The sequence below is a fragment of the Shewanella sp. 1CM18E genome (genome assembly GCF_023161665.1).
Lineage (GTDB): Bacteria > Pseudomonadota > Gammaproteobacteria > Enterobacterales > Shewanellaceae > Shewanella.
Genome location: NZ_JALNTW010000010.1, coordinates 89288 through 109110 on the forward strand (window position 1 = coordinate 89288; position 19823 = coordinate 109110).

Genomic DNA, 19823 nt, shown 5'->3' on the forward strand with positions numbered 1-19823 from the left:
GGAAGAAACGCACTATGGCTTTAATCTTCCCCTTTATTACTTACTCTGCTTCTGAGGCAATAACGGCTTTTATGCTTTGAGAGTGGACTTTGATACAAAGGCCATTTTTCTTAAAGGCGATAGTTGGGTTCGCTAAACGTTCTTTATCACCTTTTGGTGAGCTCATTTTTACTTTGATCTCAGTTTCGCCTGCGATAACTGCTGCAAGTTGCGGCGCTTTTTCAAGTAACGCATGAGTGAGTTCATCGCAATCTGTTGCGCCGCAATCAAGTACCAGCTCAATGTGCTCCCAACCTTCTTTTGGGTACATTTTATCGCTTGGATAAGGTAGCTCTACACACTCAATGCTTGTATTGCCCATCATTAGTGGCGTATTAAGCTCGATGATTAAAATAGGGCGACCGTTGATGATGTTATCAGAGATAATGTTACCGACTTTGGCAAATTCATGACGGAGCAGATCTGCACTTTGATTACTGTTAACTCTTAACGCAGTATGGTCGCATTCAAGCGCTAATTCTTTTAATCCTAGCTCTTGAGTAAACACTTGAATTTCTTTGCTAAAAGTAGACCAGCTATTAATTAATTCTTGGTATGTCATTTTTGTGCCTTAATGCTGCATGGGCGTGGGAAAGTCATAATGTATATAAACGCTGCTTGGTTGACGGCGTTTGTCATAAAAGCTGTTGCGATGTTAGGGCCAGATCTCTATCGGGATCCCTGCATCAATAGCCAGCCAAAGTTCATCCATTTCTGCGTTGGTGACCGCAATACAACCATCAGTCCAGTTATATTGCTGAGCTTCTTCTGGTGAGAGATTAGAATTTGGGTTTTCGCCATGGATCATAATTTGTCCCCCCGGACTAATACCTAAGGCATTGGCGCGTAAGCGGTCTTCGTCATTGGGATAAGAGATATGAATGGCGCGGTAGTAAGCACTATCTGGTTTCTTGTAATCTAAAATATAGCGGCCTTCAGGTGTACGCTGATCTCCCTCGGTAAGTTTATGACCAACTGGGTTATCGCCCATGGCGATGCGATATGTTTTTAACGCTTTGCCTTGTCTAAATACTGTCATGCTTGAATCAGATTTATTAACGACCACTAAATCTATTTTACCAATAGCAAAAGCTGTTGTTGAAAATAAACTCGTTGTTATAAACAGAGCAATACCGAATGACCAAGCTATAAAACCCATGAAAAACCTTGTGTAATTAAGCGCTAAAAATCCGAGAAACCGAACTTATCTTACCTTAAAACCACGCTACTGTTGATGTTAAACATGAAGATTATTTTTGAGCTCAATCCAGTTGCGTGTCACACTATTGATATCATTTATTAAAATAGCTTGGCAGGCCGATTACGTTGGGTGTGCCTCTTCGATTTTTTGTAAGGAGTTGCTGCAATAATGGCAACAGAGAAAGAAACTGAAAGTCCGTTCAAACTAAAATTACGTCGGATAATTTTTGGTACCGATACGCCTGCTGGGCGTTATTTCGACCTGAGTTTGATGCTGTGTATTGTCATTAGTGTCACCTTGGTTTTTCTTGATACCGTGGCCAGAGTGCATGAACGTTATGGCGATATTATCGTCATGCTCGAATGGGGCTTTACTGTTATTTTTACCATCGAGTATCTATTAAGGCTATATTGCTCGGCGAAGCCACTGAGTTACGCGAAAAGCTTTTATGGAGTGGTTGACCTATTATCAGTATTACCCACATATTTAGCATTGTTGTTTCCTGGTGCAAATTTCACTATGGTGATCAGGATCTTGCGCCTGTTCAGGATTTTCCGCGTATTAAAGCTGCTGCGCTATTTAAGTGAAGGCAACTTATTACTGCGCGCCATGCTGCAATCTGGGCGTAAGGTATTTATTTTCTTCTTCTCGGTCAGTTTGATCGTGGTGGTGTTAAGTGCCGTAATGTATGTGGTTGAAGGGCCTGAAAACGGTTTTACATCGATCCCTAAATCAATTTATTGGACCATCGTGACCATTACCACTGTAGGGTATGGCGATATCACACCTGGTACACCATTAGGTCAGGCGATAGCAGCATTTACTATGTTGTTGGGTTATTCAATTATTGCGATACCAACTGGTATTTTGACCGCTGAAATATCACAAGAAATTGGCCGTACAAGAGATTTAAGACGTTGCAGCAATTGCTTGAAAGTCGGACATGAAAATGATGCGCTTTATTGTAATCATTGCGGCAGTGAGCTTGAGAGTGAGTTGTAGTGTCACTCAACGCGAAAATTGGCTTACTTAATTAAAGGACTAGCTTAAGGCTAAGAGGTGTTATGGCTGTTGCCAAATTTGTAGAAGGCTCGATTTTACGCCACATATTAGTAATGAGCTCAACGGCCGCTATTGGTATTTCGGCGCTGTTTGTGGTCGATTTGTTAGATATCTTTTTCTTGAGTTTACTAGGGGAGCAAGAGCTGGCTGCAGCCGTGGGGTATGCAGGCACAATTTCATTTTTTACCACATCGATTGGCATCGGGCTCTCGATTGCTCTTGGCGCGTTGGTGTCACGTTCTATTGGCGCTAAAGAAACTGAAAAAGCAAAACGATTACTGCTTAACAGCTTAGTAGTGACTTTGCTGATGAGTATCTTGGTTGCCATTACGGTTTATATGTTTATTCCTGAGCTGCTCAGTTTAGTGGGCGCAACCGGAAAAACCGCCGAACTTGCTGAAGGATACTTAAGCATTTTAGTGCCATCGCTACCACTAATTTGCCTCGCCATGGCCTTGGGTAGTGCATTAAGGGCTGTTGGCGATGCCAAGCTGTCGATGATGTCGACGTTAATTGGTGGCGGGGTAAACGCAGTATTTGACCCCATCTTTATTTTTATGTTTTCAATGGGCATAGAAGGGGCTGCTGTAGCCTCGGTGATGGCGCGCTTTGCGGTATTTGCGGTTGCCGCTAAAGGTGTAGTGGTAAAACACAATCTATTTGGCCGCTTTAATTTCGATCACTTTGTTGAAGATCTAAAACCTATTTTTGCCATTGCAGGGCCGGCAATGTTAACCAACGTAGCAACGCCAATAGGCAATGCGGTGGTTACCCGTGCAATTGCTGATTTTGGTGATAGTTACGTGGCCGGTTGGGCCATTCTAGGCCGATTGATCCCTGTGTCATTCGGGATGATTTTTGCTTTATCTGGTGCTATTGGCCCGATTGTTGGGCAAAACTATGGTGCGCTTGAGTTTGAACGGGTACGAGAGTCGCTTACTCGAGCAATTCAATTTTGTGCGGCTTATGTGCTTGGGGTGTCGTTACTACTGTTTTTAACCCGCAATCAAATTGTGAGTGTGTTTGATATGCAAGGCGATGCGGCCGAGCTTATCGTGTTCTTCTGCAGTTATATTGCAGTATTTTTTGTGTTCTCCGGTATTTTATTTGTTGCTAACGCCTCGTTTAATAACCTAGGTAAAGCTAAGTACTCCACCCTGTTCAACGTGGGTAAAGCCACAATAGGTACTATCCCATTTGTTTATTTTGGCGCGCAGTGGGGCGGGGTCTATGGCGTGTTGGTAGGCCAAGCTATAGGATCAATTATTTTTGGTGTTTTAGGTGTCGTAGTTGCTTACCGCTTGGTAGATAAAGTACAAAGCATGAGCGTAACAACTAGCGGCGAGACTGCAACCGTAGAAGAAGAGAAAAGCGAGTTTGATGAGGAGTTAAGTCTAAGTAGCCAAAACCCGTTATCATCATCTTGTGCCAATATGGCGATAGGGAATGAAGAGCAAGATTGTGTTGTGGCTAAAGAAGTCGCTGAGCTTATTGGCGGCAAGGAGGAAAAGGGGCCAGCCAAATAAGCTCATTGAAGATCATTTGCGTTAATCTTATTTAACGCAAATGATTAGCTAGCTGGAGTCGCTTTTTCTTCGCTTGCGGTTTCAGCTACTGTTTCTGCTGCTTGCTCAGCGGCTTCAGCTTCAAGCTTAGCTTGCTGCTCTGCACGCTCAGCTTTAGACACATATTTTTTGATCGTAGGCGCAGTGTGCTTGTTTAGGCGAGCCTTGGCACGTTTAGCGGTCTTTTTGATCATTTTCTGTTTTCTGTTCATGAGTTCTCTACGATATGCCTATTAATAACGTCTATAGTACGACAATTGTGGCACATTGTGCGCCAAGCTAGAAATCGGATGCGGATTTTACCCTAAACGTCGCGTAACTGCTACAGCAGTATTGAGTCTAAAGTAGTTAGTGGTGTTAAAAGTGCTATACCAAATTTAATGGTGGCTTTAAACTACGCCAAAGCATCAATTGTGGTGTGCACCTGAGTTTACTAAAGTATGAATCCACCAAGCAGTATCACTTTTTTCAGTCGTTTTGAGGCTGATATTTTAGCCGGTAAGAAAACCATTACTCTGCGTGACGAGTCCGAGTCTTTCTATCAAGCAGGGCAACGTGTAAGCGTGTCTAACTTAGAAGATGGTCGCTGTTATGGCGAGCTTGATATTCTCTCAGTTAGCCGCGTGGCTTATGATGACCTAAATGATACGCACGCTGAGCAAGAGAATATGAGCTTAGCAGAGCTTAAAACCTTAATTAGACAAATCTACCCCGGTATTGAAGCGCTGTATCTGATCCACTTTAAGTTAGTCTAATTGAAACTAAATGAGTTTAATTCGCTTAAACTCATTTAGTTCAACTTGTTAGTCGTTATTTTTCATTAAATTATCTGAGTGTGCGGTTATTCAAAACTCTGGTTTTTGAATAACGATAATTCATGCAATATCCCAAAGCAGACAGTAGACTTGCGTTATTCAACTGAATAACTGGGTCTGTATCGCTGATGGCAAGAAATACCCCTAAAAAAACAGAGCAAGATAATGTTCGTGCGAGCCTTATTCGTGCGGCGTATCGCTGTTTTACCGCTGCAGATTACGACAAAGTCAGTATTCGACAAATTGCTGAAGTGGCCGGCGTAAATATGGCGATGATCCGTTATTACTTTGGGAATAAATTGGGGCTATTTGAGGCGATGGTTACCGAGTATATAAAGCCTATTCATCGCCGCGCTAAAGCATTGCAACAATCCCATGATAAACCTACGGTCGCTGACATCGTTGCCGAGTTTTATCAAACAATGATCCCCAATCCTGAATTTCCACGCTTTTTGTTCCAATTGATGAGTTCAGAACATTCAGTTGAAGCAAAAGGGGTGATCTATAAATTATTTCAACCCATCGCTGAACTAACGCCAATGCCACAACAACTATTAGAAGGCTGGGGCGAGCTTGATCCACAACTGCTCAAGATGTCGCTGCTGAGCTTAATGATTTTTCCCTTTGTCATGCCACCTCCAATGGCAAAATTACATGGTTATCAACTTAATGAAGAATTTTATCAACAACTGGCCAAACACAACATTGCTTTGCTCGAACATGGTATGTCTGGAGGAAAGCGCTAATGTCTAGTTATAAAGGTAAGCGCTGGTATTTTTTCCCTGCATTGGCTGTTGGTATTGTAGTGCTTGTTTTAGTGGTTAAATTGCGCAGTCATCCGCCACTTGAGTTGCAGTCAGAACCGAGCAAGCTTGTTGAAGTCACCACGCTTAAGCAAGTGCCTGTTATTGCACAAGTTGATGCGTTTGGCCGAGTGAGCCCTAAAATTCAGTGGCAGTTATTACCTGAAGTTGGCGGGCGTGTGGTGTATAAGCATCCGGATCTTGCGGTGGGTAAAATACTGCCAAAAGACACGTTATTACTCTCTATTGACCCACTTGATTACCAAATTCGCCTGTCTCAAGCACAAGCAGACCGCAAAGCATTGGAAGGTCAACTCGCTGGTAAATCGTTGCAGCTTAAAAATCTACAGTTATCGCTTGAGATTGAAAATAACCGCTACGACTTAGTCAAATCTGATTTAAAACGTAAAGAGACATTACGTAAGCAAAATTTGATTTCGCAATCAGAGCTTGATGGTGAAAGGCAAAATCTACTCGCGCAGCAGCAAAAGTTACAAGAGTTAGATAACAGCTTAAACCTAATGCCAAACGAGACAGATATTCTTAAAGCGCAATTACAGCAAGCGATTGCCGCTGAAGAAGAAGCAAAAAGCCAACTTGCTAAAACTGAAATTCGTCAACCTTTTGAGGGACGTGTTGCAGAAGTTAACGTAGAAAACAACCAGGTGGTGTCACCACAGCAAGTGCTTGCTCGCATTAATGGCATTGAGGTGATGGAAGTTGAAGCACAGGTGTCCCTTGCTGACGTGATGACCTTGATGAAAACCGCTAATCAACCCAAAGCAGAAATGGGGCAACTGCCTCGCGCAGAAGCGTTAGGGTTAACAGCTGAAATTACCCTCAAAGGCGCAACCTATTCGTTTAGCTGGCCGGCTGCGATTAATCGTATTGGTGAAACGGTTGATCCAACACTTGCGACCGTAAGTGTCGTTTTACAGGTAGAGCAAGAGTATCGCGAGCTTAAAATTGGTCAATCGCCACCACTGGTCAACGGTATGTTTGTTAGCGCTCGGATAAAAGGCGGCGAGCGTAACTACTGGATGGTACCTGAGCGTGCATTGCATGGCGACAAACTGTATATCATGAATCAAGATAATCGTTTGCAACTTGTTGACGTTCAGGTTTTATTCCGTCAGGAAGGCCAAGCGGCAGTTGATGGTGAATTAGTTGAAGGTATGCAGTTAGTACTTACTGATCTTATCCCTGCGGTTAACGGTATGATGCTGCGAACTCAAAGCAATGATGCTAACGGAACTGAGCCGGCAAATGGGGAGATGCAGCCGTGATCGGTTTTTTTGTTCGCCATCCTACCGCAACAACGTTATTGATGTTAGCGTTTATTGTGCTAGGTATTAAGGCGTTACCCGAGCTTAAACGTGAAACATTTCCCGAGTTTTCAAAAAACTATATTAGTGCTCAAGTAGTGCTTCCAGGTGCGTCGCCGCAAGATGTAGAAGAAAACCTCTGTTTGAGAATGGAAGATGCGGTAGACAGTCTCGGCAGTATTACTGAAACCAAATGTGATGCGCTAGAAGGCGTAGCACGCATGACATTAAAGCTTGAGGACAATGCCGACCTAGGTAGAAGCTTGGTTGACGTGCAAACTAAAATTTCTGCAATTAAGGATTTCCCTGCAGAGATTGAGCCGCCAATTGTTGAGGAACTTGACTTTAACGAGCGCATTATCGACATCGCCGTATCGGCCTCAACCAGCAAGCCAGAACTAAAGGCTTATGCAGAGGACTTAAAGCGTCGTTTAAAGCTTGATACCAGTATCAGCCAAGTTGAAATTGCCGGCTTTTCACAGCATCAATTGCTGGTCGAAGTCTCACTTGGTGCAATCAAGCGCTTAGGTATGAGCGTTGCAGATGTTGCTAATCAAATCGAGCAACAAAACGTGCAGCTACCCAGCGGTACGGTTGAAACAGCCAGTAAAAATATTCTAATTAGATTCGATCAACGTGAAGTTGAGCCTGAGCGCCTTGCGAATATTGTGATCCGCTCTAATGCTCAAGGTGGCTTAGTACGCCTAAGAGATATTGCGACTATTACCGATAGGTTTGAGCTAGACGAAGAAAGCATTCGCTTTGATGGCGAACAAGCCGCGATTTTGACCGTATTTAAAAACAAATCGCAAGATTCACTGCGCCTTAAAGAGGAGGTGATCGGCTTTTTAGATGCAGAAAAACTACGTACGCCAAACGGTATCACTATTAGCACTTCAAATGATCTCAGTTCACTGCTGTGGGATCGCTTAACCATGCTGATTAAAAATGGCTGGCAAGGTGTGCTGCTGGTTTTTTTATGTATGTGGCTGTTTTTTAGTTTGCGCTACTCTTTTTGGGTGGCGATGGGTTTACCAGTCGCCTTTATGGGCAGCTTGTTCTTTATGGCACAAGTTGGTTTAACCATTAACATTATGACGCTGGTGGCGTTCTTAATGGCTATCGGTATTATGATGGATGACGCCATTGTGATCGCCGAGTCCATCGCCGCGCACATTGAACGCGGCTTGAGTAAAACAGAAGCGGTTATACAAGGTGTAAAACGCGTATTGCCAGGCGTAGTATCATCGTTTTTAACCACTGTATTTATCTTCTCCAGTATCGCCTTTATGGAAGGTGATATGGGTAAAGTACTTAGAGTGATCCCGCAAACTTTGCTGCTTATTTTAACCGTAAGTTTAGTGGAAGCCTTTTTAGTTTTACCTAACCATCTAGCGCATTCTGCTAAGGGAAAAGCGCGTAAAACTAGCCACTTTAAGCAAAAGTTTAATGAGAAGTTTGAGTACTTTAGAACTGTGCAACTCGTGGCGGCCGTTGAGTGGGTGATAAACTGGCGTTATGTGTTCATGGGCTCAGTGGTAAGCCTGTTACTTATTTCAATGTCGTTAGCCGCTGGTGGCGCGGTCAAATTTGTCGGTTTTCCAGAGCTTGATGGCGATGTTGCCGAAGCGCGGATTATATTGCCGCCGGGCTCAACCCTTGAGCAAACTGAGTTTGTGGTTAATCGAGTGGTAAGCGTTGCGCGCGAACTTGATGATAAGTACAGCCAAAAAGAAGACGGCCAGAGACTGATTCAGCATATAACTGAGCGCTTTAACTTTAATGCTGATGCCGGAGAAAGCGGCGCTCACGTAGCAACAGTCAAAATAGACTTATTGAGCGCGGAGATCCGCCAAACGCTTATAAACACCTTTATCCGCGAGTGGCAACAAGGCGTGGGTGAAATGGTTGATCCGATTGCTATCGTCTATAAGCAAGGTGCAATGGGGCCTGCTGGGCGTGCGATTGAAATTCGGGTGCGCGGTGACGATTTAGACGAGCTAAAATCTGCGTCAATTGAAGTGCAGCAATATTTACAGGGCTTTAATGGCGTATCAGGTGTGATGGACAGTATGCGTCCGGGTAAAGCTGAAATCTTGATGACCTTAAAACCGGGTGCTGAAGCATTTGGGGTGAACGGTATGATGCTCGCAAGTCAGCTTCGCGGCGCCTACTTTCACCAAACTGCTGACAATATTCAAGTGGGGCCTGAAAGTATTCAGATTGATGTGCAACTGGATAAAGTCGATGCAGCTAAGCTTGAGAATTTGGCGAACTTCCCAATCACCATTGGCAGTGCTGGTGAGCAAGTACCGTTATCGGCGGTGGCTGACTTTAAATGGCAGCGCAATTACGTCAAAATTTCACGTCTAGACGGTATGCGTTTTGTCACCATTACCGGCGAAGTGGATACCCACTTAGCCAATGCCAGCGAGATTAACAAGGCCTTTAGAGACGAGCTATTACCTGAGCTTAAAAAGCGTTACCCAGGGATTAGAGTAAGCTACGAGGGCGAAGTCAAAGAGAGCGCCACCACCCAAAACTCAATGGCGAGTGGCTTTATTGTTGGCTTATTAGCGGTATTTGCCATCCTAAGTTTGCAGTTTAAAAGCTACATTGAGCCTTTAGTGGTGATGGCGGTTATTCCGCTTGGGTTGATTGGCGTACTCTGGGGCCATTTGTTGCTTGGTTACTCAATGAGTATGCCATCAATACTGGGCTTTGTGGCGCTGGCCGGCGTGGTAGTTAATGACTCGATTTTGCTGGTGCAATATATTCGCTACCACGTAGAAGAAGGGCAATCGGTGCATGAGGCGGTAGTGAGTGCTAGCAAAGAGCGCTTTAGAGCGGTATTTATTACCTCACTCACTACAGCTGCAGGTATGTTACCGCTGTTACTTGAGACCAGTATTCAAGCGCAGGTACTGCAACCTCTTGTGGTGTCTATGGTGTTCGGTATTTTTGCATCAACCGCATTGGTACTGTTTATGGTGCCAGCCTGCTACGCGATTTTAGAAGACTTTGGCAAGGTGAGCTTTAGTAAAAAAGACGAAGCAATAAAAGCTTAAGTTTGAGCATTCACAGAGAAAATCAATAGATAGTAAAAAGGCGCTAACTGCAAAGGTTAGCGCCTTTTTTTATCGTTAATCAGCAATCAGCAATCAGCGGGTTTTAACAACGCGACCGCTGTTGCTCTATTACATTTTAGTGCTTTCTTACATTTTTCTGAGCATCTTCAGCGTAATGGCGACAGAGTTATCCGCTGTGATTTGCTTAGCATCTTCATAGGTTAAATGCGCAGAGCCATCGGCTTTATCTGAGGTAGTGCGGATCGCAACCAGTGGAATGTCAAACATATCGGTCACTTGGGCTACTGCAGCGCCTTCCATTTCAACCGCAATGGCGTTGAACTCATTGCGTAACATGCTCACAACGGCTTTGTCGGCAATAAACTGATCACCAGTTGCGATAATGCCTGAATGCTATTGGAAAATAGCGGTGCTTAGTCAATTGATTTTCACCATGTGCTCTTCATTGATGGGCCGGGTAAAGCTACTTTGTTAAAGGCTCATGAAAATAGAAGCCAAGATTCAATAGTAATAAGGGATATGCTATGAAAAAAATTGTTTATATTTTAACGTCTATTTTACTGCTCACATCACCTCAAGCGAGTGCTGTGGTTGAAATTAATAAATATTCAACGCAGCAAACATTTGGTAGCGTTATTGTACGCTGTCCAATAGAGAAAACATGGAATACGGTCGATGGTGTCAAAAGCTGGTTTGAAGCAGTTTTAGGAGACTCGCTGGTTAGTATTAAAGTCACTGGTGGGGAAAGAGAATTGCAAAGTACGGTTGACTATGAGGTCAATACTGGCACAGAGCAGAAAAATGCCACGGGTCGTAATCAAGAGCGACTGATCGCACTTTCAGATTTTAATTATCAGTTGGTGACTACATTTAATCATTCGACTTTACCTTTGATGCCATGGACAACTGAAGTCTCATTGGAAAAAGTCACTTACATTGATAGCCCTGTAAATTATACGCTGATTAAATTTTCCCAGTTTGGCAACATCAATGTTCCTCCTGAAATGCAAGAGCCCATTAAAGCCAAAATACAAAAGCTTTTTGAGCTAGTGTTTGCTCCATCATTGAAAGAAAAGCTAGATGACTGCATATAACTAAGGTGGTTAGGAGTTATGGAGGGGGCTTAATAGGTTGGGGAGACTTCGTATCTGATCCATACTCGTGTAAAAATAAAGCCCATTGCTTTTGCTAATGGGCTTTATTATTTTAAGAATCAAATTTGCTTAGGTCAGATTCATCGGCACCGTCGTTGCATTCACCACGAATAGTGCCGCTATCATATTGAATACTTCTATAAAGTTCGATGTATCCATCGCGGCAGTAGCCATTCATTTTAATTGTTTGTTGTAAGCCGTGTTCTATTTGGGCGGTCCAGCCACTTAGATCTGGGCCTTGATAACGCTTTTTGGAGCTAGCACGCTTTTTACTGTTTGAACGTTCTTCGTGTGGCAGGACAGTTGATTGCGATTTTTTAGTTTTGAGAAAGGCTCGGTAGGTAAATAATTTCAAGCCATTGCTTTTAATATCGGTTCTAAAAGAGTCGGTAACTAATCCGGCAAACTCTTCAGGGTTAACTTCAGGCTTGCTGCTACATCCGCTCAATAAAAAAATAAAGCCAACGGTACTAATACACAGCATTGTATGACGAGCGCGAGAAATTGTTGTTTTTAAAGTCATCATTATTAGTCTAATTTTAGTTATAGAGAACAGCATAACGTATATTGAACTAAGTTAGCAGTGTGATTACAGGATTTTACAGTTAATGGATGAAAGTGTTATCGGATTCTGGCAAGGGTTATTTAGTGGTATTGACTGGACCTTTCTCCCGAGTGAGATTGCAGTATTTATTGTGCTTATGCTGTGGTTGTGGGCACTTTGGCCTACAGTTGAAATCCGTCGGTTGATACAAGATCCCGCTAAACAGACACAAATATTAATCGCTACGATTGCCTTAACTGGCTTATGGCTCCTTAATGCCAATGTTACGGTGGGGATCCACGTGCATTTTTTGGGGCTAGTCGTTTTAATGTTGATGTATGGCTGGCGGCTCGCGAGTTTGATTGCTTTACTTCCAACACTATTTTTTGCCGTTTTTGTATTTAAACATCCTGCAGACTTCGCTATTTATGCATTGCTGGGAGTATGTTTACCTATCTTTGGCTGCTTTATCTTGTATAGCCAAATGTTTAAATATCTGCCACGTCATCTGTTTATCTATATATTTTGCGGCGCTTTCCTAAACGGTTTTTTGTCTATTCTTTTGCACGTATTGGCATGGTCGGTGTGGCTATTGTTGACGACTGATTACAGTTGGGAGTTTTTGAGCCACAATTACTTAGTGATTATTCCTTTGCTAGGTTTCCCTGAAGCGTTACTTAATGGTATGGCCGTCACGATATTAGTTGTCTATCGGCCTGAGTGGCTTTATGACTATTCGGATAGAACCTATCTCTGGAAAAAGTAGTTATTGGTTTAAGGCTATTGTTATTGAGAAGAGCCAGCCATGTCAGCTGCGCTCTCTAGGGTATTTAGGTTGCGTGTCGGTAATGGTTAGCCAGCTCAATTTACTCTCGGTATGGATATGGTATTCGGGACTAACTGAGTTTGGCTCATCAAGGCTGCTGATACTTAGAGTAAGGAACTCTGGATAGCGTAGATCTCGAAAACTTAACTGACTACCACAATGGTCGCAAAAGCCCCGTCTAACATGCTCTGAAGAAGCGTATTCTTTTGGTGGTAGAGTTAACCACTCAATTTGATCACACTTAAAGTCCATCCAAGCACCTACCACCGAGCCGGTACTTTTTTGACATTGACGGCAATGGCAATAGTCGGCGTCGAAAGGCTTGCCTGATATACGATATTGCACCTTGCCGCATAAGCAACTGCCGCTGCGTTTAGTTGAACATATTGTGGTCACTCCTTCGGACATAATGTATTTCTCCGTATTCAATAGTGGTATCACTGGGCGTTAATCGCTAGCTTTAATAGCAACTAATTATGTTAAGGTCAATTTGTGAGCGTGACGCTCGGCATTATTGAATGGATAGTTATTGTTGGCTTGGAGGCCAGTATGTTTGAAACCACAGAAGTTTTATTGTTGCTGTTGTTGTTTATTGTTGTTTTCTATCTCTAATAACGAGCTTCGTTTAACCCGTCAGCGCTTTTTCAATATAGAGCGCAAACTAGATTGTTTATTAGAGGAAAAGGGGATTCTTTTCGATAAGCAAACCTATGTTCCTAAAGATGTGCTAGTGGCATTCAATTTAGGTCACAAGTTAAAAGCCATTCGCTTATATCACCAGCATACAGGAGCGAGCTTGAAGCAAGCTCATGAATTAATAAATAGCCTCGAGTCAAACTAAGAATTCACAGGACTAATGGATTTGATTAATTTGTTAGCACTATCTGCTGCTAACCGTCATTTTTTGGCGTTAAAATCGTGTGTTTTATCGGCTTGATTGTTGTTTTTATGCTTCAGGGTTAACCGTGTGTTGCCCATGAGCGCTGTTTGATTAACACAATATTTTTTATATTGAGTTATTCATTTTTTAAAGGCTGTATTTTTGAGGATTGTTCAAAGTAAGTGGGATATTTATTACTAATTGATGTATTTGGAGATAACCTTTTAGTGAATCACATTTTTTGTGAACTGGGCATGTTACTTTGGCATCAAATAATCAAAAGGGCATTTATGCCTTTTATAAAATGTCTGTGATGGAGCTAGGGTGTTGAACAAGAAGAGTAAGTTTTATAAAAATATCGGGTTCCAAGTGGTTGTGGCCATGGTTCTTGGTGCCATTGTCGGTATAGCAATGGGAGAAGATGCTTCAATCTTCGCTCCGCTAGGCACGTTTTTCATTCATCTGATTAAAATGCTGGTGATCCCGTTAGTTGCCGTTTCTATTATTGCCGGTGCAGCAAGCCTAGGTGCTGGACCTTCAGCGGGTAAAGTCGGTATTAGTACAATCGCTTTCTTCATGGCGACGTCAGCATTGGCGGTGACTTTAGCCTTGGTGATGGGGGAGTTTTTCCAACCTGGCGTTGGCATGGACTTCTCACAACATACTGTTGGTCTAGCGGCTGTAACGGCTGAGCAGGGCGCGCTACCTGGTGTGGCTGATACCATTATTGGCATGATCCCAACTAACGTGTTTGAGGCTCTTACTGGCGGTAATATTTTACAGATCTTAGTATTCTGTATCTTCTTCGGTATTGCGCTAACTAAAGTTAATCAAGAAGCGGCTAAGCCGATTACTTCTGCCTTAAACACAATCGTTGAAGCCTTCATTTGGATGATTAACATCGTAATGCTAATCGCACCGATTGGTGTATTTGGCTTAATGGCTGACTCAGTAGGTACCTTTGGTTTCCAATCTCTGACTGTCGTGCTAAACCTATTTGTGGTTTATGTGGCTGCAATCTTGATTTATGGCTTTATCTTCTTCCCACTGATGGTGAAGTTCTTCTCAAACGTTCCGGTTGGCAAGTTCTTGTCGGCAATGAAGAAACCACAAGCGTTAGCTATGTCTACCGCTTCTTCAATGGCTGCACTTCCTGTAAACATTGAAGTGTGTGAAAAAGAATTAGGTGTGTCTAAGTCAACAGCTGCATTCGTATTGCCATTAGGCGCAACGATTAACATGAGCGGTAACGCGATCTACTACGGTCTAGTAGCAGTATTTTTTGCGCAAATGTTCAATGTAGAATTAGGCCTAGCAGCTTATTTAGCAATTATCTTCACTTCAACATTAGGTGCGATTGGCCAAGCTGGTGTTCCAGGTCCTTCTTTCCTTGTGATTGCAGTATTAGTGGCGGCGGGTATTCCAATCGAAGGCTTACCACTGTTGTTTGCTCTTGACCGTGTGTTTGACATGATCAGAACAACGCTAAACATTACTGGTGATGCGGTTTGTGCTGTTGTGATTGATAAATTCAATCCTGAAGCTAAAGCTGTTGAAGTTGAACAAGGTAAAGTGACCAGCTAACTAACAGCAGATGTTTTACCACTAAAAGCCCTCATTTGAGGGCTTTTTTGTATCTGCTGTATAATAATCAGTATAAACATTTAGTCACTCAGCGAGAGTTTAGCGGTTTTGAGGCAAGGACATTAACTGCTCCTTGCTTTAATGACATTCACCACATCTGACCTCCAAGGATGGAGGAAATGTCTTATGTATGTCTGGAACATGCAAGAGCATGTGGTTTGCAACGAGCGAAGAGCATAGTTGAACTAGGTTCAAGTTCCCTTTTTGTTTGTTAAAAGTCACAGCATTTGCGTTGAATAGATTTATAAGGGAATAGCCATTATTGCAGCTATTCGCCTTGAATTAGTTTGCCAAAAATCGTTCTGAGCTGATCAAATTCTTATACTGATTGGTATAACCTATTGTGAGCAGCTAATTCTAGATGTTAAAACGAGTTACCTAACTAATGAACTCGGCTCGTTAAGGTATATATTGTTCTCACCATGTGTGGCTAAATATTCCGTCATTTTCAGATCAAATTTTTCAGTGTTTTACTCTGCTTTACGACTCGGTCATGTCATTCTTTAGTGCTCCATGTTGAGGTTCACACTTTTGGCGGTTTTTTCTAATTTACGCAAATATACAGAATGCTACCTTTGTTGTTATTCTGGGGGTTGACGCTCTTATTTGTTGTTGTTCAGGCTTTAATTGTTTTAGTTGTTGCTTTTTTTGGGTTTTGCGGGTGATGGTCTGTGTGTTTAATTGTTGTTTTTCAGTGGTTTGCAATGTGGTGTTTTTTGTACTAAAACTACATAAGTCTTTATTTTATCGATATTTCTGAATCTCAATCACAAAAAAATCCCCGTCAACGGCATTTTTTGTAGCTAACTTACAAGTTTGGCAAGAAAATGTGACCTCTAACTTGGAATATTAGTTAACAAGGAATTACTATTAAGCATCCAAACTTTTAACGGTTGATTTTAGTGATGGCAGGTTACTCAAACCAAGTTATAACAATCAAAAAGGGCTTAAATATCCCTATAGCCGGCGAACCTAAGCAAGCGATCGAAGATACCAAGTCTTCAACTCATGTTGCATTGCTAGGGGAAGAATACATCGGCTTAAAACCAACAATGTTGGTAGAAGTGGGCGACACGGTTCAAAAAGGCCAAGCGCTGTTCGAAGACAAGAAAACCCCAGGGGTTATCTATACTGCTCCAGCAAGCGGTAAGATTGTTGCGATAAATCGTGGCGAGCGCAGACTTTTCCAATCAATCATTATCGAATGCAATAACGACGCACCGAAAACCTTTGCATCAAGCAAAGCGTTTAACGAGCTAAGTCGTGAAGATATTCAAGCCAAACTGGTTGAAAGTGGCCTTTGGACAGCATTACGTACACGTCCTTTCTCTAAAGTTCCGCAACTAGATTCATCTCCTGCCGGTATCTTTGTAAGCGCAATGGACACTAATCCGTTGGCAGCTGAGCCAAGACTGATTATTGCTGAGCAAAGCGAAGCTTTCGCTGCAGGTCTACAGGTATTAAGTCAGTTAACCAACGGCAAAGTACATTTATGCCAAGACTCTGGTGAGTCTCTACCTGGACATGATCTTGCCAAAGTGAGTAATCATTTCTTTGCTGGCGTTCACCCTGCTGGCATCGTCGGCACGCATATTCATTTTGTTCTACCTGCCAGCCTTGAGCGCCCTGTGTGGCACCTTGGTTATCAAGATGTCATTGCGTACGGCAAGCTATTTTTAACTGGTGAGCTATATACAGATCGTGTTGTCGCTTTAGCTGGCCCTGATGTGATTAACCCACGCTTAATTCGAGTACAAGCTGGTGCAAAGTTATCTGAAATTGTAGCGGGCGAAATTAAAGAGGGTAACTCTCGCGTAGTATCAGGTTCAGTATTATCCGGCCATACAGCAAGCGGAGCACATGACTTTTTAGGTCGCTTTAATAACCAAATTTCCGTACTGCAAGAAGATGCCAAACACCAAGTGTTACCTTGGGTGCGTGGCGGGTCACAAAAGTTCTCTATTACACGTGCAGTAACTTCTCGTTTAAAAGGTGCTAAGCAGCTATTTAATTTCACGACTCATACAGGTGGTTCGGCTCGCGCAATGATGGCCTATGGTCAGTTAGATCGGATTATGCCGTTAGATATCTTACCGACATTATTGGTACGAGATTTAGTGGTACGTGATACCGATGAAGCACAGCTACTTGGTGCATTGGAGCTAGATGAAGAGGATTTAGCACTGTGTACCTTCGTTTGCCCTGGCAAGTACGACTTTGGTAAAGAGCTACGTGCTTGTTTAGAGATTATTGAGAGGGAAGGGTAATGAGTCAGCAAGATAAAAAGCCTGATATCCAAGAAGATTATTATGCGCCGGGGAGCTCGGTAAAGGGCTATTTAAGTTCATTACTGATAGCTCGCGGTCGCAGCACCCAAGGTAAAGTGCATATTCGTGACGCCATTGATGTTAAACGTACTATGACGATTGTTGGCTTATGTTTATTGCCAGCGATTTTGTTTGGTATGTACAACATTGGCCTGCAAGCACAAATTGCTATGGCCTCAGGTTTAGCAACGGCAGATGTTTGGCAACTAGCGATTTTTAACTTCGTCTTTGGTGGCCTCAGCGAGCAAACCGGTATTGTTGGTTTATTTGCTTATGGCTTGAGCTTTTACGCACCTATCTACCTAACTGCGTTAGTGGTGAGCCTGTTTTGGGAAATGGTATTTGCCAAAGTGCGCGGCCAAGAGCTGCATGAAGGCTTCTTTGTTACTGCTTTATTGTTCACCTTGATTTTACCAGTATCAACGCCATTATGGCTGGTTGCTATGGGTATAACCTTTGGCGTGATCATGGCGAAAGAAGTGTTTGGTGGCATGGGCTACAACTTCTTAAATCCAGCATTAGCCGGCTTAGCTTTTATCTATTTTGCTTACCCGTCACAAGTTACAGCGGTAAGTCAGTTAGTTGCGGTTGATGGTTTTTCTGGCGCAACCACTTTAATGCAAACAGCCGCAGGCAAAATGAGTTTTGCTGATTACGCTTGGTATAACGCGTTTAGTGACCCTAATTGGTGGAATGCTTTCTTCGGTTTTACTGTGGGCGCGATTGGTGAAACCAGCACGCTTGCTTTATTGCTTGGTGGCGGCTTCTTAATCCTGACTCGTTTAGCTGATTGGCGCATTGTTGCTGGCGTATTGTTTGGCATGATCATTACTGCGACACTGTTCAATGTCATTGGTTCAAGCAAAAACGATATGTTTGCAATGCCTTGGACGTGGCACTTAGTTACTGGCGGTTTTGCCATAGCTATGATGTTTATGGCAACCGATCCGGTAACTACATCTTATACCCGTAAAGGTAAGATAGCTTACGGTTTACTGATTGGTTTTATGACCGTACTTATCCGTGTTGTTAATCCGAAAATGCCAGAAGGCATCATGCTGGCGATTTTATTCGCCAACTTATGGGCTCCTATTTTCGATTACCTAGTGGCGAAAGCAAACATCAAGCGGAGATTAAAACGCCATGGCAATTAAGAAAGATTCTTTTGTGGGCACAATGATTTTCACTGTGACCCTATGCTTACTGTGCTCATTTATGATCACTGGTACTGCCGAAGTACTAAAAGAGCGCAAGCTAGTTAAAAAGCGCGATGAATTAATGCGTAATGTGTTAATTGCTGCTGATGTTGATTTAAGTGGTCAAGACTTTAGAGCGTTATTCAAAAAAGACGTTAAGCCATTATTGGTGTCACTCGATAGCGGTGATGTTGATACCAGTGCTGAAAACGTGATGGATTTTGATCCACGAATGGCGTCAATTAATCCTGAAACCTCAATCAAGCTTGAGAAAAAGCAAGATAAAGCCAAGATCAAAACCCGTGCAAATCAAGTACGCGTGTTTAAAGTCTTTAACGACAACGGTGAGCTTACAAGCGTGGTGTTACCGATTTACGGTAAAGGCTTATGGTCAATGGTTTACGGCTTTGTAGCGCTAAAACCTGACTTGAACACTATTGAAAATGTTGTGTTTTATGAACACGGAGAAACTCCTGGTATTGGTGATTTCCTCAATGATACCGAGTGGACAGATCAATGGCATAACAAGCAGATCTTTGACGACAAAGGCAAAGTGTCGTTCAAAGTAGTTAAAGGTGGTGCTAAAGATGGCGACATTCACGGGATTGATGCTGTGAGCGGCGCAACCATGACCGGACGTGGCGTACAGCGTTCAATTCAGTTCTGGTTTGGTAGCGACGGTTTCGAAGCTTTCTTCAAAAAATTAAAAGCGTCGGAGGTATAACGGATGAGTACTCAATCTATTTCGACTCGTGAAATGCTAACAGGGCCAATTTTTGCTAATAACCCAGTAGCAATGCAGGTGTTGGGTGTTTGTTCGGCGTTAGCGGTAAGTAACTCAATGCAAACTGCATTAGTGATGACCCTTGCTGTGACTTTCGTACTGGTATTTTCAAACCTGATTATCTCAAGCATACGTTCTCTTATTCCAAATAGCGTACGTATTATCGCGCAAATGACAGTGATTGCATCACTGGTGATTGTGGTTGATATGGTGCTACAAGACGTAGCCTATGAATTATCGCGTCAGCTATCTGTATTCGTTGGTTTGATCATCACTAACTGCATCATCATGGGCCGCGCTGAAGCGTTTGCCATGAAAAACCCGCCGCATTTAGCAGTTGTTGATGCGGTGGGTAATGCCATGGGCTATGGCGTGATCCTGCTGGGTGTAGCGTTTGTGCGTGAATTACTCGGTAGTGGTACATTGTTTGGTCATGAGATTTTACAAACTGTTGAGAATGGCGGCTGGTATCTAGCTAACGAAATGTTCAAGTTACCACCAAGTGCTTTCTTCTTAATTGGCCTAATGATCTGGTCAATTAACGTCATTCAACGTAAGCGAGGCTAAGG

19 protein-coding genes are annotated in these 19823 nt (G+C 42.9%); 13 read left to right on the forward strand and 6 right to left on the reverse strand.

Annotated elements, in window-relative coordinates; all coding sequences use genetic code 11:
• Positions 1-40: 40 nt before the first annotated feature.
• Positions 41-601 carry a VOC family protein gene (locus MSG37_RS14040; protein ID WP_248471282.1) on the reverse strand — a complete coding sequence of 187 codons (561 nt, stop codon included), beginning with the start codon at positions 599-601 and terminating at the stop codon, positions 41-43.
• A 93-nt stretch (positions 602-694) separates the two neighbouring features.
• Entirely contained in the window at positions 695-1198 is a 504-nt protein-coding gene (locus MSG37_RS14045; protein WP_248471283.1) for a L,D-transpeptidase family protein, read from the reverse strand.
• Positions 1199-1408: 210 nt separating this feature from the next.
• Between MSG37_RS14045 and MSG37_RS14050 the strand changes: the two genes are divergently transcribed.
• Together MSG37_RS14050 and MSG37_RS14055 are read left to right on the forward strand one after the other, a co-directional pair.
• Positions 1409-2242: an ion transporter gene (locus MSG37_RS14050; protein ID WP_248471284.1), complete on the forward strand. Its 834-nt coding sequence runs from the start codon at positions 1409-1411 to the stop codon at positions 2240-2242.
• 62 nt (positions 2243-2304) lie between these two features.
• On the forward strand, positions 2305-3828 hold the full coding sequence (locus MSG37_RS14055) for an MATE family efflux transporter (RefSeq protein ID WP_248471285.1): 1524 nt from the start codon (positions 2305-2307) through the stop codon (positions 3826-3828).
• 44 nt (positions 3829-3872) lie between these two features.
• Here MSG37_RS14055 and MSG37_RS14060 read toward each other — a convergent pair whose 3' ends face one another.
• On the reverse strand, positions 3873-4079 hold the full coding sequence (locus tag MSG37_RS14060) for a DUF2986 domain-containing protein (RefSeq protein WP_248471286.1): 207 nt from the start codon (positions 4077-4079) through the stop codon (positions 3873-3875).
• 228 nt (positions 4080-4307) lie between these two features.
• Here MSG37_RS14060 and yqfB point away from each other — a divergent pair, with 228 nt between their 5' ends.
• The 4 genes from yqfB to MSG37_RS14080 all read left to right on the forward strand — a co-directional run bounded on the left by yqfB (position 4308) and on the right by MSG37_RS14080 (position 9878).
• Entirely contained in the window at positions 4308-4622 is a 315-nt protein-coding gene (yqfB, locus tag MSG37_RS14065; protein ID WP_248471287.1) for a N(4)-acetylcytidine aminohydrolase, read from the forward strand.
• 188 nt (positions 4623-4810) lie between these two features.
• On the forward strand, positions 4811-5428 hold the full coding sequence (locus MSG37_RS14070) for a TetR/AcrR family transcriptional regulator (RefSeq protein WP_248471288.1): 618 nt from the start codon (positions 4811-4813) through the stop codon (positions 5426-5428).
• Positions 5428-6771, forward strand: coding sequence for an HlyD family efflux transporter periplasmic adaptor subunit (locus MSG37_RS14075; protein WP_248471289.1), 1344 nt, complete (start codon positions 5428-5430; stop codon positions 6769-6771). Before MSG37_RS14070 ends, MSG37_RS14075 begins: the two co-directional genes overlap by 1 nt.
• Positions 6768-9878 carry an efflux RND transporter permease subunit gene (locus MSG37_RS14080; protein ID WP_248471290.1) on the forward strand — a complete coding sequence of 1037 codons (3111 nt, stop codon included), beginning with the start codon at positions 6768-6770 and terminating at the stop codon, positions 9876-9878. The genes MSG37_RS14075 and MSG37_RS14080 overlap by 4 nt, the downstream gene beginning before the upstream one ends.
• A 147-nt stretch (positions 9879-10025) precedes the next feature.
• On the opposite strand, the gene MSG37_RS14085 is transcribed toward MSG37_RS14080, so the two are convergent.
• The gene (locus tag MSG37_RS14085) at positions 10026-10283 is read right to left on the reverse strand and encodes a 5'-methylthioadenosine/S-adenosylhomocysteine nucleosidase (RefSeq protein WP_348984461.1); all 258 of its coding nucleotides are present in this window, start codon (positions 10281-10283) and stop codon (positions 10026-10028) included.
• A 140-nt stretch (positions 10284-10423) separates the two neighbouring features.
• On the opposite strand from MSG37_RS14085, the gene MSG37_RS14090 reads away from it, so the two are divergent.
• Positions 10424-10993 carry a hypothetical protein gene (locus MSG37_RS14090; protein ID WP_248471291.1) on the forward strand — a complete coding sequence of 190 codons (570 nt, stop codon included), beginning with the start codon at positions 10424-10426 and terminating at the stop codon, positions 10991-10993.
• Between the two features lie 112 nt (positions 10994-11105).
• Here MSG37_RS14090 and MSG37_RS14095 read toward each other — a convergent pair whose 3' ends face one another.
• Positions 11106-11579, reverse strand: a complete 474-nt coding sequence (locus tag MSG37_RS14095; protein ID WP_248471292.1) for a hypothetical protein — start codon at positions 11577-11579, stop codon at positions 11106-11108.
• Positions 11580-11661: 82 nt separating this feature from the next.
• Between MSG37_RS14095 and MSG37_RS14100 the strand changes: the two genes are divergently transcribed.
• Positions 11662-12363, forward strand: a complete 702-nt coding sequence (locus MSG37_RS14100) for an energy-coupling factor ABC transporter permease (protein ID WP_248471293.1) — start codon at positions 11662-11664, stop codon at positions 12361-12363.
• A 42-nt stretch (positions 12364-12405) separates the two neighbouring features.
• Here the strand turns inward: MSG37_RS14100 and MSG37_RS14105 are convergent, their stop codons facing one another.
• The gene (locus MSG37_RS14105; RefSeq protein WP_248471294.1) at positions 12406-12831 is read right to left on the reverse strand and encodes a GFA family protein; all 426 of its coding nucleotides are present in this window, start codon (positions 12829-12831) and stop codon (positions 12406-12408) included.
• Positions 12832-13627: 796 nt separating this feature from the next.
• Here MSG37_RS14105 and MSG37_RS14110 point away from each other — a divergent pair.
• The 5 genes from MSG37_RS14110 (at position 13628) to MSG37_RS14130 (ending at position 19821) form a co-directional block, all read left to right on the forward strand.
• Positions 13628-14887 (forward strand): dicarboxylate/amino acid:cation symporter, encoded by a 1260-nt coding sequence (locus MSG37_RS14110; protein ID WP_348984460.1) that lies wholly within the window; start codon positions 13628-13630, stop codon positions 14885-14887.
• Between the two features lie 965 nt (positions 14888-15852).
• Positions 15853-17214: a Na(+)-translocating NADH-quinone reductase subunit A gene (locus MSG37_RS14115; RefSeq protein WP_248471295.1), complete on the forward strand. Its 1362-nt coding sequence runs from the start codon at positions 15853-15855 to the stop codon at positions 17212-17214.
• Positions 17214-18428 (forward strand): NADH:ubiquinone reductase (Na(+)-transporting) subunit B, encoded by a 1215-nt coding sequence (locus MSG37_RS14120; RefSeq protein WP_248471296.1) that lies wholly within the window; start codon positions 17214-17216, stop codon positions 18426-18428. The genes MSG37_RS14115 and MSG37_RS14120 overlap by 1 nt, the downstream gene beginning before the upstream one ends.
• Positions 18418-19194 carry a Na(+)-translocating NADH-quinone reductase subunit C gene (locus tag MSG37_RS14125; protein WP_248471297.1) on the forward strand — a complete coding sequence of 259 codons (777 nt, stop codon included), beginning with the start codon at positions 18418-18420 and terminating at the stop codon, positions 19192-19194. Before MSG37_RS14120 ends, MSG37_RS14125 begins: the two co-directional genes overlap by 11 nt.
• A gap of 3 nt (positions 19195-19197) precedes the next feature.
• Positions 19198-19821 carry an NADH:ubiquinone reductase (Na(+)-transporting) subunit D gene (locus tag MSG37_RS14130; protein ID WP_248471298.1) on the forward strand — a complete coding sequence of 208 codons (624 nt, stop codon included), beginning with the start codon at positions 19198-19200 and terminating at the stop codon, positions 19819-19821.
• Positions 19822-19823: the final 2 nt, after the last annotated feature.

Excerpts from the sequence above, each read along its gene's own strand:
- MSG37_RS14055 (WP_248471285.1), top strand. The coding sequence starts at position 2,305 with ATGGCTGTTGCCAAATTTGTAGAAGGCTCGATTTTACGCCACATATTA.
- MSG37_RS14060 (WP_248471286.1), bottom strand. The coding sequence starts at position 4,079 with ATGAACAGAAAACAGAAAATGATCAAAAAGACCGCTAAACGTGCCAAG.
- MSG37_RS14115 (WP_248471295.1), top strand. The coding sequence starts at position 15,853 with ATGGCAGGTTACTCAAACCAAGTTATAACAATCAAAAAGGGCTTAAAT.
- yqfB (WP_248471287.1), top strand. The coding sequence starts at position 4,308 with ATGAATCCACCAAGCAGTATCACTTTTTTCAGTCGTTTTGAGGCTGAT.
- MSG37_RS14120 (WP_248471296.1), top strand. The coding sequence starts at position 17,214 with ATGAGTCAGCAAGATAAAAAGCCTGATATCCAAGAAGATTATTATGCG.
- MSG37_RS14075 (WP_248471289.1), top strand. The coding sequence starts at position 5,428 with ATGTCTAGTTATAAAGGTAAGCGCTGGTATTTTTTCCCTGCATTGGCT.
- MSG37_RS14070 (WP_248471288.1), top strand. The coding sequence starts at position 4,811 with ATGGCAAGAAATACCCCTAAAAAAACAGAGCAAGATAATGTTCGTGCG.
- MSG37_RS14125 (WP_248471297.1), top strand. The coding sequence starts at position 18,418 with ATGGCAATTAAGAAAGATTCTTTTGTGGGCACAATGATTTTCACTGTG.
- MSG37_RS14100 (WP_248471293.1), top strand. The coding sequence starts at position 11,662 with ATGGATGAAAGTGTTATCGGATTCTGGCAAGGGTTATTTAGTGGTATT.
- MSG37_RS14095 (WP_248471292.1), bottom strand. The coding sequence starts at position 11,579 with ATGATGACTTTAAAAACAACAATTTCTCGCGCTCGTCATACAATGCTG.
- MSG37_RS14130 (WP_248471298.1), top strand. The coding sequence starts at position 19,198 with ATGAGTACTCAATCTATTTCGACTCGTGAAATGCTAACAGGGCCAATT.
- MSG37_RS14050 (WP_248471284.1), top strand. The coding sequence starts at position 1,409 with ATGGCAACAGAGAAAGAAACTGAAAGTCCGTTCAAACTAAAATTACGT.
- MSG37_RS14040 (WP_248471282.1), bottom strand. The coding sequence starts at position 601 with ATGACATACCAAGAATTAATTAATAGCTGGTCTACTTTTAGCAAAGAA.
- MSG37_RS14045 (WP_248471283.1), bottom strand. The coding sequence starts at position 1,198 with ATGGGTTTTATAGCTTGGTCATTCGGTATTGCTCTGTTTATAACAACG.
- MSG37_RS14105 (WP_248471294.1), bottom strand. The coding sequence starts at position 12,831 with ATGTCCGAAGGAGTGACCACAATATGTTCAACTAAACGCAGCGGCAGT.
- MSG37_RS14090 (WP_248471291.1), top strand. The coding sequence starts at position 10,424 with ATGAAAAAAATTGTTTATATTTTAACGTCTATTTTACTGCTCACATCA.